We start from the raw sequence: 12,566 nt of genomic DNA, 5'->3' as shown, positions 1-12,566 counted from the left end.
GTCTGTGTTATCGGTCTGCAATGATTGCCAGCCGCTGACAGCCACGCGCTTCCAGAGCCAGAGCAGCCTGGGCGGCACGAATGCCACTGGCACAGACCAGAACAATGCGTTTGTCCGCGGGCGGCTGCCAGCAGGCGATATGCTGGGGCAATATCCGCGTCACATCGGGAATGACGCTAACAGGCGCTTCGTCGGTCCCGCGCAAATCAACCACACAGTCGTTTGGGGTCAACAGGGCCGAATCGATAAACGGAATTCCGGCTTTTTCAGGTTCGGGCGCATTGTCGAATCGGAACTGACGCAGTTGCCAGGACACAAAATCACAATTAATCATGCAACCCAATGGTGAAGGCGACAAATTCAACAGGATACTGAGTGCCATCTGCGCCTGTAAAGCACCTAAGGTGGCGACTGCCGGACCCAAAACGCCTGCAGTGTTGCAGTTGCCTGAGGCTTTGGGTAAGTGTGGAAACAGTGCGCGATAGCTTGGCGCACCGCCGCAAAATCCGCCAGCATAGCCCTGTCGCCCCAGCACCGAGGCGCAAACCAGCGGAACACCTCGGGCAAAGCAAATATCGGAAAGCAGGTAAGTCACCGCGAAGTTATCCGCTGCATCGACCACCAGATCGATATCCGTCATTGCCGCCTCAACAATGCTGGCGCGCAACGCCACAGGATATACCTCAACAACCGTATCCGGGTTACGCTGTGCCAGCGCGCGTTGCGCGCAAAAAACCTTCGGCTCGCCAATGTCGGCCGTGGTAAACAGCGTCTGACGATGCAGATTATGCAGCGCCACAACATCATCGTCATAAAGCCGGATATAACCGATGCCAGCGCCAGCCAGCAGTGGCAGCAGCGTGGAAGCCAGCCCACCTGCACCGACCACTAAGACACGCGCAGCTGACAGGGCCTGCTGCCCTTGCTCCCCGACGTCTGGCAGCATTGTCTGTCGTTGATAACGCGACATCACCGCTCCTTAGCTGAACTGGGCCAGCCCGAAGATGGGCGTGGACGCCGCTGCCATGTCGCGGCGTTCCATCATCCCTGCCTGACGTGCCTGATGTCCCGCGTCGATGGCGCCAGCAAAGGCACCAGCCATGCGCACCGGATCGCTGGATTTCGCGACGGCGGTATTCAGTAACACAGCGTCGAAACCTAATTCCATCGCCTGGGCCGCCTGACTCGGCGCACCGATCCCGGCATCAATAATCAGCGGAACGTCTTTAAACCAGGCACGCATCGTGCGTAAGCCCTCAATATTGCGTAATCCCTGCCCTGAACCGATGGGCGCGCCCCATGGCATCAGCACTTCGCAGCCAGCATCCAGCAGTTTCTCGCCAACAATCAGATCTTCTGTGGTGTAGGGAAAAACATGAAAACCCTCGGCACACAAAATACGCGCCGCTTCAACCAGGGCAAAAGGATCGGGCTGCAAGGTGTCGGCATGACCAATCACTTCAAGTTTGATCCACGACGTGGCGAACAACTCCCGCGCCATATGTGCAGTGGTAACGGCTTCTTTAACCGTATGACAGCCTGCCGTGTTCGGTAATACGCGTTTATTCAGCGTTTTCAGAAGGTCGCGAAATGCGCCGCCCTGGCTTCCTTCACGACGTAAACTGACTGTAATAATGTCTGCGCCCGATGCGCTGACGGCCTGTTGCAAAATATCTGGCGAGGGATAACCCGCCGTGCCCAGTAAAAAACGTGACTGCCCGCTATAGTCGTAAAACATCGTTAACCTCCCTGCATCGGTGATAACACTTCCAGACGACAACCGGCCTCAAGCGGTTGGGAGGAATAGCGTTCCCGGGGAATAAAGGTGCCGTTAAGCGCGCTGGCAACACAGCCCGCATCAATATCCTGTTCCGCCAACAATTCAGCCAGCGTGCGGGCCTGAGTCTCAATAGCAAGGCCGTTCAGTTCTATTTTCATCGCATTCCCTCTGACGTAAGTTGTTGCATAAGCTTCTCGGCCATCATCGGGGCCAATAAGAAGCCGTGACGATACATACCGTTGATGGAAAAAATGCCGTTTTCATAACGAACATCGGGCAGATTATGAGAGTAAGCAGGACGCAAACCCGTACCGCTTTCAATGATGCGTGCTTCGGCAAGGGCAGGATGGATGCTGTAAGCAGCGCTCAACAGTTCCATCATTGCGCGCGCGCTTATCGGGCTGTCATCCTGGCTTTCGACCATGGTCGCGCCCAGCATAAAATGCCCTTGCGCTCGAGGTACCAGATAACAGGGAAAGCGCGGGTGCAGAAGGCGAACCGGCCGGGAGAACGTTATCTCATTCGTCTGCAGGATGAGCATTTCACCGCGTACGGCACGGAGTGCCGGCAGGGATTCCTGGGCATGGATACCACGGCAATCAATAATCTTCCCACTGGGTTTACCGCTGTGAAAATTCACGCCAGCATTGATTAAGCGCGTTTGTAACTCTTGCATTGCCAGACGGGGATCAAGATGGGCTTCTGCAGCGAAAAATAGTCCACGCGCAAAACGGTTTTCCAGCGCGGGTTCGATCTCTGCAGGCACCACCCACTGATGTTCAGACGTTATGTTCGCAAAACGGGTTAATTCAGCACGGTCGCGCGGCGGCGCAATCACCAGCGTGCCCTTCTGTTCAACGCCGCTGACGCGGGCCGACCACCATGCGGCGGCATGCTGGCCCCAGTCCACGACCTGCTGCGGCGCACTTTCCGCTTCGCACCAGGGGGCCAGCATACCGCCAGCCCAGTGGGAAGCTGCCCGGCAATCAGGTAACGTGATGATTTCGACATTTTCGCCGCGCTCCACCAGTAACGTAGCAATGCACAGCCCGGACACACCACTGCCCAGCACCGACCAGCGGCTCATTGCCAGCCAACCTGACAGCGTAAAATCAGAAACAGGATTTTCACTTTGGCCTCTCTTTTAAATCAGAGACCCGTGATACGAGAAGGGAAAAAGCATGAGCACAGTAAAAGCAGGCTCTGCGGCAAGTATCTGCACTGGGCGAAGATACCCGTCTTCCTACGCCAGTATCAACTGGGTCAGGTTCTAAGGGTCGCTAAGCCGCGCATTGCGCTATTAGCCTCTCAGTCTCTTTGGCGAGACTCCCCTGACGGGTTCTAGTTGTATTTTAAGCTGCGTCTTACGTCAAGGCTGACGCAACAATTTGTCATCAGCGTCTAAGGCACATTCAGATAACGCAGCAAGGCGGTCATACAGGCCGCGCCCAAAATAATCACGATAAGCGGGGCTTTACGCCAGGCAAGAAAAAGGGCAAACGACACACCCAACAACCTTGCCATCCCGGCAAAATGCTGGCCTTCAAACAGGGTGGTGGTGGCCGCTACGGCCAGTAACAGTACGGTTGCCGCATCAGATAGCATATGCTGCGTCCGTTCACTGACAGGCAACCTGTTACCCAGTTTGACGCCGGCATAGCGAATGGCATAGGTCCCGGCGGCCAGCAGTGCAATTCCTGCAATAATTATCGGGTGATTCATTTACGCGATCTCCACGTCAGCAGCCCTAACAGGGAAAACAGAACCGGCATACCTGCGGGAACAAATGGCGTGACCACCAGCGACACCAGCGCACCTGTCGTCGCAGGGATAGAGGTGCGGGGTTTACGTAGCGCCGGGAAAATCAGGGCGATAAGAATGGCGGGGAAAACGGCATCCAGACCGATAGCGGAAATACTCGGGATAAACTGACCAATCGCGGCCCCAAGCATCACGCTAAATGGCCAGATCAATCCAATACCGATGCCACACAGCCAAAAGGCACTGCGGCGCTGGGCCAGTATTGGCTGAGAGATGCCAAACACCACACTTTCATCGTTCATGATGTGACAGCCGAGCAGGCCTCGCCAGCCCTGACCCACCAAATCTTTAACAGCAATACCGAAGGGGAGATGGCGTGCGTTAACCAGCAGGCCCGCCGCTGCCGCAGTCAACGGGCTGCCACCGCCTGCCACGATGCCAATAAATAAGAATTCTGATGCACCAGCCAGTACGAGAGTCGATAACGCCAGTGGCACCCAAAACGGAAAGCCATCCGCAGTAGCAAGAGAACCATAAGACAGGCCTACAATCCCATCTGCGATACAGACCAGAAAAATCGCTTTAATCACGCCCTTATCGAGCGTCGTTTTTTTTGCCGGCATCAAAATCAAATCCCATATCGAACGTTTTATCCATTATAATGAACATCCGACATGTATTACAAGATGAACGATACGTTCGTTTTAATGAACAGGATGAATGATGAGTACGCCCATTAACATCATTGCCAATAGCTTAGTGAGAGAACGTCAGCGTACTGGCCTGACGCTCGCTGAGGTGGCACGTCGCGCAGGTATTGCAAAATCGACCCTGTCTCAGCTTGAAGCCGGTAATGGCAATCCCGGCATTGAAACATTGTGGTCACTGTGTGTGGCGTTGAATATTCCTTTTGCCCGCCTGATGGAGCCGGAAGCGAATCGCCTGCAGGTTATCCGCCGCGGCGAGGGTCCAACGGTGGCCGCCGAGCAGGCTGACTATAAAGCGGTGCTGTTGGCAACCTGCCCACCAGGCGCTCGACGGGATATCTATTTGTTGCACATCCAGCCCGGTAGTGAACGCTGCTCACAGCCGCATTCGCCCAATACCATTGAACATTTAATTTTAACCCAAGGGCGTGCGCTGGTGGGTCCGGTCGATTCACCGGTTGAACTGGCGGTAGGCGATTACATCAGTTATCCGGGCGACAGTGAGCATATTTTCCGCGCACTTGAACCCGACACGCTGGCTGTGTTGGTCATGGAGCACGTGTGAAGGCAGGTTTCCCCGCCTTCGTTTACCCATGCGCTGTCATGACTGCGGAACCCTGTCTGAGGGAAGCCAGTGAGATGACTCGATGCGCGCTCTTCTCCAGTAAGGCGAGGTCATGGCTGACCAGCAAAATGGCACAACGCAGCTTTGTTGCCAGCCCGGTAAGTAGCGCCAGCGTCTGCTGCTGAACAAGCGGGTCCAGACGCGACGTCGGCTCATCGGCAAATAAAAAGACAGGGTCCAGTAGCATGACCCGCAGCAGTGAAAAACGCTGAAGCTCGCCACCTGACAAACCAGAAGCCGGGCGGCTCAGCAAATCATGCGCTAATCCCAGTTGCACCATCAGTTCATCACGTCGCTGAACCGTGGCGTGGTGCAGGCGCAGCACATCATCGATAACCTGTGCCATCGACACGTCAGGTGGAAAAATGGCTGAGGGATCCTGATACAGTTTTTGGTAACGTAACTTACTGATATTGTCGGGCCGTATGACTCTGCCTGCATCCGGTTTTATCAGACCACACAGCGTATCTCCCAGGCTACTTTTACCACAGCCGCTTTCGCCGTAAAGCCCTACGATTTCACCGGCCCGAAAGGTTAAAGCCGCATCGTGAAACAGCCTTTTTCCTGAACGTTTCAGCGAAAGGCCTTCTGACTGTAACACGACGGTTTCATCACAGGGCACCCGCAAGCCTGTCGCCCAGGCCTGCGGTTCCGCCGCCAGCAACTGTTGCGTGTAACGCTCTTGTGGCCTGCTCAGCACCCGCCTGGCACTGCCCTGCTCAATGACCTGGCCTTTATGCATCACCATGACATCGCCAGCCAGCTGCCTGGCCAGTGCAATGTCGTGCGTGATCGTCAATAAGGTTTCGCCCCGAGCAACCGCCGTGTTCAACAGGCGACCTATTTCATCCCGTCGTGCGACGTCCAGCCCTTTAGTGGGTTCGTCTGCAATCAACATCGTGGCCCCACCAGCACGAGCCGCCGCAAAACAAACGCGCTGGGCCATTCCGCCTGAAAGCTGCCAGGGAAAACGCGCTGAGGCCTGCGTAAGACCCAGATGATCGAGCGCTTCTGCAGTGGACTGCTGGGCGTCATGACGCGGTAAACCCCGTACGTAACGGTAACCTTCTTCAACCTGAGCATTAACGCGCATCGTCGGATCGAGCGCGAGCCAGGGTTCCTGCGGCAGTGATGCAATGCGGTGTCCCCACAGCGCCCGAAGATGAAGCAAATCGGTTTGGAGATCATAGTGTTGCCCGTCGATCTCAACGATGCCTTTTGCGTACAGCCCCTGAGGTAATGCGCCCATGATGGCCTGGGCGAATAAGCTTTTCCCCGATCCGGTTTCCCCGACCAGCGTCATGGGCCTGCCTGGTTGAATGACCATGCTCACAGGCTCGACGATGCAGTGTTCGGCGTAAACGGCGACCTGTTTTATCACCATGCCAGTCATATACGCTCCTTGTTCACCAATAAATTCAGGCCGATCAATACGATAAAAAGCGCCATTACAGGCTGCAGTAAAAGCCAGGGGGCTTCCCAGGCATAGGGAAAGAGTTCTGTCATCATCAGTCCCAGCTCTGGCGTTGGCGGTCGTACGCCCACGCTGATGAATCCCAATGCGGACACCGCCATAATGGCATTGCTAAACGCATACACCGTTAATGTCAGCAGCAAAGGCGCCATTGCTGGCCACAAGTGTCTGCGCAACAGATAGACCATCGAGAAACCAAGCAGTAAAGAGGACTGGACTGCCGGAGACGTAACGACGGGCCGCAAGGCGGCTCGCGTCACACGGAAAAACTCCACCCACAGTACCAGTGAAATACCGAGCCACAACATGCCTGGCGAGTCTGGCGCGATAGCGGCTAACAGCAACACCAGCAACAGACCGGGAAGCGCCAGGCACATATCCGCTAACGCATTGCATATCCGGTCAACCCAGCCACCGTGCCAGGCACTGATGATCCCCGCCAGGGTGCCCATCGTCAGTGCCGTAATGACGCACATCGCCGCCAGCCCCAGCGACAGACGAAGCGCCGCGCTTAAACGGGCCAGCATTGAACGACCAAGGTGGTCATAACCCAGCCAGGCCTCTCCAGTGGGAAGCTGTAACATCTGCAGCAGGTCCTGTTGCACGGGGTCCCCGGAACTCAACAGTGGCACCAGCCAGGCGAACGCGAGCAACAACAGGAGGAGAGTCAGACCCGTTTTTTGACGGTAGGTCATGCGCGTTTCCCCCTTGGGTCCAGTACGTAACACAAGCCATCGACAAGCATATTTAAAGTGACAAATGTCAGCCCCAGTACCAGCGCACAGGCCTGAATTACGGGCACGTCCCGGGCAAAAATCGCATGCACCAGCGCATGGCCAATACCCGGCCAGGCGAACAGCGTTTCGACCACCACTACACCTTCCACCAACCAGACAAACTGCATGCCGAGCCAGGTCACGACCGGCACGCTGAGGTTGCGTAGACCGTGCCGCCAGAACAGACGCGAGCCAGACAGTCCTTTCTGTGCCCCCCAGCGATACCAGGTTGCGGTGACGGCCTGATGCGTTGCCTCACGTACCACACGTGCGCCCACGGCACTCAGTGACAACGCCAGGGTCATTGAGGGCAGGATGAAATGTCGCCACTCTCCCTGCCCTGCACTGGGCAGCCAGCCCAGGCGCAGCGCAAACAACACGACAAGCAGCAGGCCCAACGCAAAATGTGGAATCGATTTGAGTATGGCTGCCAGCCAGTTAATGAGCCGGTCCAAAAAGCCGCCTGGATGGCAGCCCGCCCAGAGACCAATCGGTATAGCCAGCAACAACGTCAGCAACAGGGAGAAGCCGGCAAGCGCAAGCGTTTGTTTTAATTGCCAGGCCAGTTCGTTGCTTACCGCCTCACCCGATACCAGTGAATGACCAAAATTGAAGCGCAGCAGATCCCACAGCCATTGCCACAGTGCATTTCCCTGAGCAGTGATATCCGCCAGTTGCTGTTGTACTTTGGCGACGGCGGCCAGATCGACCCGATCATAACCATAACGCCCCGATGCAATGCGCCAGGCCATATCACCTGGTAACGCCTGCACCAGAACGAAGGTTAAAATGCCGACGGCGAGAACGACAAAAGCGGCCTGGCACAGGCGCCAGCTGAGTTGTTTAAGCATCACTTCACCCATCTCATATCACGCAGACCGAAATGGCGTTCAAAGGGATCAAGCGTGACCGAGGTAAGATTGACATTGACCGCTGCCGACTGCTGATACCAGGCGATGGGGATCACAGGCAAATCACGCTGTAAAGCCGAAGTAATGACCTCTCTGGCCTTTTGCCTCATCGCAACATCATAACGGCGTGATAGCGTACTGAGCGCCTCACCAAAGGCCTTGTCATGCCAGTTCATCGCGCCCCAGTCACCGCCCTGGGTGCCGTAATCCTGAAGCAGCGTACCGGTGGGATCGGGTGTTAAGGCAAAATTACGGGCGAACAGCGCCATCTGCAGGCTCCCGTCATGATGACGGGCAGGGATTTCACTGGAGTTGGTTGAATTGATGACGACATCAATTCCAGTCTGACGCAGTTGCTGTTGGATCACTATGGCGATTAACGGCAGTTCCGGGCGATCCGGATAGGTTAACAGCGTGAGCGTAAACCGCTGCCCGTCGCGCACCAGAATCCCATCCTGGCCGGGCTTCCAGCCTGATTGTGTGAGTAATGCTGTTGCGCGCTGTGGTGAGAAATCCAGGGCCGGTAATGCGGGATTGTGCCATTCCGCCATTGAAGGCGGAAACATCTGTGTTGCCGCACCGGGATAGCGCAATATCGCATTGGCCAGTGCGCGACGATTAATCGCCAGGCTTAACGCCTCTCGCGTGGTTTGCTCTTTGAGAAAAGGATGAGCCAGGTTCAGTTTGAGCATGACCGTCCGCGGAACGGAAACGGTAAGAAGTTGCAGGGATTTTTTTTGTGACAGGCGTTGGCGACTGGCTGCATCAAGGTTAAAAACATAATCGGCGTCTCCGCTTTCGGCTAACAGTGCGCGGGTTTCTGCACGTCCTGCGGATAAAAATTCAGCGTTAACAATGGCGGGTTTATTCCCCCAGTATCCCTCAAATCTTTTTACGCTCAGCGTCTGAGGCGGTTGGAAACGGACTAACTGGAAAGGACCGCTACCAATGATGCGCGTGACGGCGTTTGCGTTATCCCATGATGCCAGCGCCAGAATTTGTGAACGGCTTTCCGCCAGTACCGCCAGGAGCGGCGTAAAGGGTTCACTGAGCGTAATGGTGACCTGTCTGTCTTCGCCGACGATCGATGTTATTGGGGCTTTATCCAGTAAACCCGGCTTACTGCGGGCGATATTCAGTGATTTTACGACACTTTCAGCGGTGACCAGAGATCCATCGTGAAAGTGCGCGTTCGCCCGCAGCCTGAAACGCCATTGCAGACCGTCAGGAGAAGCCTCCCAGCTCTCTGCCAGCGCAGGAACAGGCGCACCTTTGATATCTGTCTCCACGAGTGTTTCAACGACATCCATGCGAAGTAAAATATCACCGGAAAGCGCAGGATCGGTCCCTTTAATTTCGAAAGGGGCCGCAATTCGAACCGGTCTGGTCTCGTCAGCATAAGCACTCAATGAAGCCACTATCAGGCCCGCAATCGCGCTGTAAAACAGGCTTTTAAGTTGTGTCATGATATTTCTGTTTACCACATAATATTTCCCAGAATGTATAATGTTATAACATATCATTTAAAATCAAAACCCATTAAAGCGCAGGGGGATTAGAAACGAGTCAGCTCCGCTTCTCGCTGCCAGTATGTGTTTCAATCATCCTGACAAACAGTGTTGAAAATTACCTTCATTTTGTTATGTTATAACATTATATATAAAACTGATTTGAAGGATAACGCATGGCACACCATTCCCTCCCCGACTTCCAGGACTCTCGTTTACCGGTTTCTGTGCTGTCGGGTTTTCTCGGCGCAGGTAAAACCACGCTTCTTAACCACATTCTTAACAATCGTGAGGGGCGACGTATTGCTGTCATCGTTAATGACATGTCTGAAGTCAATATTGATGCGGCGTTAGTGCGCAACGGCGGTGCTGAGCTGTCGCGTACCGATGAAAAGCTTGTAGAGATGAGTAATGGCTGCATATGCTGCACACTTCGTGAAGATCTGCTGCTGGAGGTCAAACGGCTGGCGCAGGAAGGTCGTTTTGATCATCTGGTCATTGAATCAACCGGCATATCTGAACCGCTTCCTGTGGCAGAAACCTTCACCTTCGCCGATGAGGACGGTGAAAGTTTATCCAGTATTGCCCGACTGGATACGATGATTACTGTCGTAGATGGTTATAACTTCCTTCGTGATTATCGTTCCGTCGACTCACTGCAGGCGCGCGGTGAATCCCTGGGCGAAGAAGATGAACGGTCTGTCGTAGATTTACTGGTTGATCAAATCGAATTTTGCGATGTACTGGTCGTCAATAAAACAGACCTGATCAGCGAGGAAGATCAACTGTCGCTTAAAGCAATGTTGCATTCATTGAATCCGCGAGCGCATATCATCACCAGCCATTTTGGTAACGTCCCACTTGATCAGGTGCTGGATACCGGGCTGTTTGACTTTGATCAGGCTGCGCAGGCACCTGGCTGGCTAAGAGAACTTCGTGGCGAGCATCAACCAGAAACAGAAGAGTACGGTATTCGTAGTTTTGTTTATCGCGCCAGGCGGCCCTTTCACCCCGAACGTTTCTGGCATGCTGTTAACCACCAGCTTGATGGTGTGATTCGTTCCAAAGGCTACTTCTGGCTGGCCAGCCGTCCGGACTTTGCTGCAATGTGGTCACAGGCAGGCGCGGTTGCCCGTCATGGACATGCCGGAAGCTGGTGGGCCAGCATTCCACGTGAGAAATGGCCTCAGGATACTGAGTCTCTTAATTTTATTGCAGAAAACTGGCTGGATGGCATTGGAGATGCCCGACAAGAACTCGTATTTATCGGTATAGAAATGGATGAGAAACAGGTGCGTAGTGCGCTTGACGCCGCGCTCTTAACGCCACAGGAAATGGCTCAGGGGCCCGCATACTGGGTGACGCTTTCCGATCCGATGCCGGGCTGGTTTGAGGATGCGGAATCCTGAGGGTCAGATCCGGGGAGCTTCAGATAACCTGCTGTGGTGAACAGTCAGTCAAATCATTCTGTCGCGCAGTCCTTCAGAATAAACCGGCGCACAACGATGCGCCGGTTTTAGCTGTGAATCCGCAGAACAAACTTCAGTAAGGCTCATTAACGGCGGTTTTTCCATACTGTCTGCACATTACAGAATTCATGCACGCCAAAGTGTGACAGCTCGCGGCCGTAGCCACTCTTTTTGACACCACCGATAGTAACGCGCGGATCGGAAGCGCCATTGCCGTTAATAAAGACTGCGCCCACTTCCAGCTCATCACTCATGCGTGCGGCAACCTCTTCATCAGCGGTCCAGACTGTTGCACTCAGCCCAAAATCGCTGTTATTGGCGATTTCCAGCGCATGCTGAGCATCGTTTGCCACTGCAATTGCCGCCACGGGACCAAACAGCTCTTGTCTGAAAGCGGTCATGTCGTTGGTGACATCCGCAAGGATGGTTGGGGCGTAATAATTGCCCTGCCCTGCTATTTTCTCGCCGCCTAACACCAAACGTGCACCTTCACGCAAGCTGGCTTTGACCTGCTCATCGAGCTCATCGCGCAGATCGGCTCGTGCCATCGGACCGATGAAAGTCTGTTCATCAAGGGGATCGCCAATTTTGAGTGATTTGACTGCGTCAACAAAACGCTTTTCGAACTCATCTGCGATGGATGCTTCGATAATAAAGCGTTTAGCGGCCATACAAACCTGTCCGGTATTTTGATAGCGGCCTGTTACTGCCGATTTTACGGCTTCATCAAGGTCAGCATCGGCCAGCACGATAAAAGGGTCCGATCCCCCTAACTCAAGCACCGTCTTTTTCAATGCCGCACCTGCCTGTGCTGCGATAGCTGCACCGGCACGGACGCTACCTGTTACAGCAACAGCCGCGATGCGGTCATCTTTGATTGCAGCTGAAACGCCTTCGTTATCAACATTAATCACATTAAAACCGCCTTTTGGCAGGTCAGTCGCATCAAACAATTCTGCCATCAGCGTAGCGCTGCCCATGACGTTGGGTGCATGTTTGAGTAGATAGGTATTGCCAGCAAGTAGCATGCCTACTGCGCCGCGCAGAACCTGCCAGAAAGGGAAATTCCACGGCATAACGGCAAGAATAACGCCGATTGGACGAAATGACTGCCATGCATCAGGAACCTGCGAAGGCTGGTCTGCCAGCATTGCAGGTCCATGTTCTGCATACCAGTCACACAGGTTCGCGCATTTCAGGATCTCTCCTCTCGCCTGTGCAACGGGCTTACCCATTTCAAGAGTAATCATACGTGTCAGTTCAGTTTCGCGCTCACGAAGCTGTTGGCTCAGTTGACGAAGCACGCTTACACGGGTTGCCATGCTGCTTTGCCGCCACTCTTTGTAAGCCGTTGCGCTGGTATTTAGCGCTTGCTCCAGTTCAGAAGCGCTTTGCATTGGGTATTGGGCAAGAATCTCGCCTGTTGTGGGATTACGTGAAATCGCAAAGTCAGTCATGGACTTGATCCTTTATCAATAAGAGACCCGATCACCATACGCTGGGATGATGCTGATGAAAAATGAATAATAGTGAGCAAGTTGTTTATAAAAAATGA

13 protein-coding genes and 1 riboswitch are annotated in these 12,566 nt (G+C 54.3%); of the genes, 2 read left to right on the top strand and 11 right to left on the bottom strand.

Translation table 11 applies throughout. The features are described 5' to 3' along the window. Nucleotides 1–7: 7 nt before the first annotated feature. From NR177_RS10395 to NR177_RS10370, 6 genes are all read right to left on the bottom strand, one after another. Complete coding sequence (locus NR177_RS10395) at nucleotides 8–970, bottom strand: HesA/MoeB/ThiF family protein (protein ID WP_256852849.1); 963 nt, start codon at nucleotides 968–970, stop codon at nucleotides 8–10. Between the two features lie 9 nt (nucleotides 971–979). Then, a complete protein-coding gene (locus NR177_RS10390) occupies nucleotides 980–1,738 on the bottom strand; it encodes a thiazole synthase (protein ID WP_096011687.1) in 759 nt (252 codons plus the stop codon). A gap of 2 nt (nucleotides 1,739–1,740) precedes the next feature. After that, nucleotides 1,741–1,938 (bottom strand): sulfur carrier protein ThiS, encoded by a 198-nt coding sequence (gene thiS, locus NR177_RS10385; protein WP_063877012.1) that lies wholly within the window; start codon nucleotides 1,936–1,938, stop codon nucleotides 1,741–1,743. Beyond that, nucleotides 1,935–2,867: an FAD-dependent oxidoreductase gene (locus tag NR177_RS10380; protein ID WP_256852848.1), complete on the bottom strand. Its 933-nt coding sequence runs from the start codon at nucleotides 2,865–2,867 to the stop codon at nucleotides 1,935–1,937. The genes thiS and NR177_RS10380 overlap by 4 nt, the downstream gene beginning before the upstream one ends. Nucleotides 2,868–3,003: 136 nt before the next feature. Beyond that, nucleotides 3,004–3,123, bottom strand: a riboswitch (TPP riboswitch). Between the two features lie 58 nt (nucleotides 3,124–3,181). After that, nucleotides 3,182–3,502 carry an AzlD domain-containing protein gene (locus NR177_RS10375; RefSeq protein WP_256852847.1) on the bottom strand — a complete coding sequence of 107 codons (321 nt, stop codon included), beginning with the start codon at nucleotides 3,500–3,502 and terminating at the stop codon, nucleotides 3,182–3,184. Beyond that, nucleotides 3,499–4,164 (bottom strand): AzlC family ABC transporter permease, encoded by a 666-nt coding sequence (locus NR177_RS10370; RefSeq protein ID WP_256852846.1) that lies wholly within the window; start codon nucleotides 4,162–4,164, stop codon nucleotides 3,499–3,501. The genes NR177_RS10375 and NR177_RS10370 overlap by 4 nt, the downstream gene beginning before the upstream one ends. A gap of 100 nt (nucleotides 4,165–4,264) precedes the next feature. Between NR177_RS10370 and NR177_RS10365 the strand changes: the two genes are divergently transcribed. After that, nucleotides 4,265–4,813 (top strand): helix-turn-helix domain-containing protein, encoded by a 549-nt coding sequence (locus NR177_RS10365; protein ID WP_256852896.1) that lies wholly within the window; start codon nucleotides 4,265–4,267, stop codon nucleotides 4,811–4,813. Between the two features lie 22 nt (nucleotides 4,814–4,835). Here NR177_RS10365 and NR177_RS10360 read toward each other — a convergent pair whose 3' ends face one another. From NR177_RS10360 to NR177_RS10345, 4 genes are read right to left on the bottom strand one after another with little or no spacing between them, the layout of a single operon-like run. Continuing rightward, nucleotides 4,836–6,266, bottom strand: a complete 1,431-nt coding sequence (locus tag NR177_RS10360; RefSeq protein WP_256852845.1) for an ABC transporter ATP-binding protein — start codon at nucleotides 6,264–6,266, stop codon at nucleotides 4,836–4,838. Further along, nucleotides 6,263–7,042, bottom strand: a complete 780-nt coding sequence (locus NR177_RS10355; protein ID WP_063877006.1) for an ABC transporter permease — start codon at nucleotides 7,040–7,042, stop codon at nucleotides 6,263–6,265. The genes NR177_RS10360 and NR177_RS10355 overlap by 4 nt, the downstream gene beginning before the upstream one ends. Beyond that, nucleotides 7,039–7,974 carry an ABC transporter permease gene (locus tag NR177_RS10350; RefSeq protein ID WP_256852844.1) on the bottom strand — a complete coding sequence of 312 codons (936 nt, stop codon included), beginning with the start codon at nucleotides 7,972–7,974 and terminating at the stop codon, nucleotides 7,039–7,041. The genes NR177_RS10355 and NR177_RS10350 overlap by 4 nt, the downstream gene beginning before the upstream one ends. Beyond that, on the bottom strand, nucleotides 7,974–9,500 hold the full coding sequence (locus NR177_RS10345; protein WP_256852843.1) for an ABC transporter substrate-binding protein: 1,527 nt from the start codon (nucleotides 9,498–9,500) through the stop codon (nucleotides 7,974–7,976). The genes NR177_RS10350 and NR177_RS10345 overlap by 1 nt, the downstream gene beginning before the upstream one ends. Nucleotides 9,501–9,718: 218 nt before the next feature. Here NR177_RS10345 and zigA point away from each other — a divergent pair, with 218 nt between their 5' ends. Next, the gene (zigA, locus tag NR177_RS10340) at nucleotides 9,719–10,951 is read left to right on the top strand and encodes a zinc metallochaperone GTPase ZigA (protein ID WP_256852842.1); all 1,233 of its coding nucleotides are present in this window, start codon (nucleotides 9,719–9,721) and stop codon (nucleotides 10,949–10,951) included. A gap of 146 nt (nucleotides 10,952–11,097) precedes the next feature. Here zigA and NR177_RS10335 read toward each other — a convergent pair whose 3' ends face one another. Continuing rightward, entirely contained in the window at nucleotides 11,098–12,468 is a 1,371-nt protein-coding gene (locus tag NR177_RS10335) for an aldehyde dehydrogenase family protein (protein ID WP_256852841.1), read from the bottom strand. Nucleotides 12,469–12,566 lie beyond the last annotated feature (98 nt).

It is taken from the genome of Pantoea sp. Fr+CA_20 (genome assembly GCF_024520835.1).
GTDB lineage: Bacteria > Pseudomonadota > Gammaproteobacteria > Enterobacterales > Enterobacteriaceae > Pantoea > Pantoea allii.
The sequence above is the reverse complement of the archived record's forward strand: the minus strand, read 5'-3'. Positions and strand labels throughout refer to the sequence as shown.

Excerpts from the sequence above, each read along its gene's own strand:
- NR177_RS10395 (WP_256852849.1), bottom strand. The coding sequence starts at position 970 with ATGTCGCGTTATCAACGACAGACAATGCTGCCAGACGTCGGGGAGCAA.
- NR177_RS10390 (WP_096011687.1), bottom strand. The coding sequence starts at position 1,738 with ATGTTTTACGACTATAGCGGGCAGTCACGTTTTTTACTGGGCACGGCG.
- thiS (WP_063877012.1), bottom strand. The coding sequence starts at position 1,938 with ATGAAAATAGAACTGAACGGCCTTGCTATTGAGACTCAGGCCCGCACG.
- NR177_RS10380 (WP_256852848.1), bottom strand. The coding sequence starts at position 2,867 with ATGAGCCGCTGGTCGGTGCTGGGCAGTGGTGTGTCCGGGCTGTGCATT.
- NR177_RS10375 (WP_256852847.1), bottom strand. The coding sequence starts at position 3,502 with ATGAATCACCCGATAATTATTGCAGGAATTGCACTGCTGGCCGCCGGG.
- NR177_RS10370 (WP_256852846.1), bottom strand. The coding sequence starts at position 4,164 with ATGCCGGCAAAAAAAACGACGCTCGATAAGGGCGTGATTAAAGCGATT.
- NR177_RS10365 (WP_256852896.1), top strand. The coding sequence starts at position 4,265 with ATGAGTACGCCCATTAACATCATTGCCAATAGCTTAGTGAGAGAACGT.
- NR177_RS10360 (WP_256852845.1), bottom strand. The coding sequence starts at position 6,266 with ATGACTGGCATGGTGATAAAACAGGTCGCCGTTTACGCCGAACACTGC.
- NR177_RS10355 (WP_063877006.1), bottom strand. The coding sequence starts at position 7,042 with ATGACCTACCGTCAAAAAACGGGTCTGACTCTCCTCCTGTTGTTGCTC.
- NR177_RS10350 (WP_256852844.1), bottom strand. The coding sequence starts at position 7,974 with ATGCTTAAACAACTCAGCTGGCGCCTGTGCCAGGCCGCTTTTGTCGTT.
- NR177_RS10345 (WP_256852843.1), bottom strand. The coding sequence starts at position 9,500 with ATGACACAACTTAAAAGCCTGTTTTACAGCGCGATTGCGGGCCTGATA.
- zigA (WP_256852842.1), top strand. The coding sequence starts at position 9,719 with ATGGCACACCATTCCCTCCCCGACTTCCAGGACTCTCGTTTACCGGTT.
- NR177_RS10335 (WP_256852841.1), bottom strand. The coding sequence starts at position 12,468 with ATGACTGACTTTGCGATTTCACGTAATCCCACAACAGGCGAGATTCTT.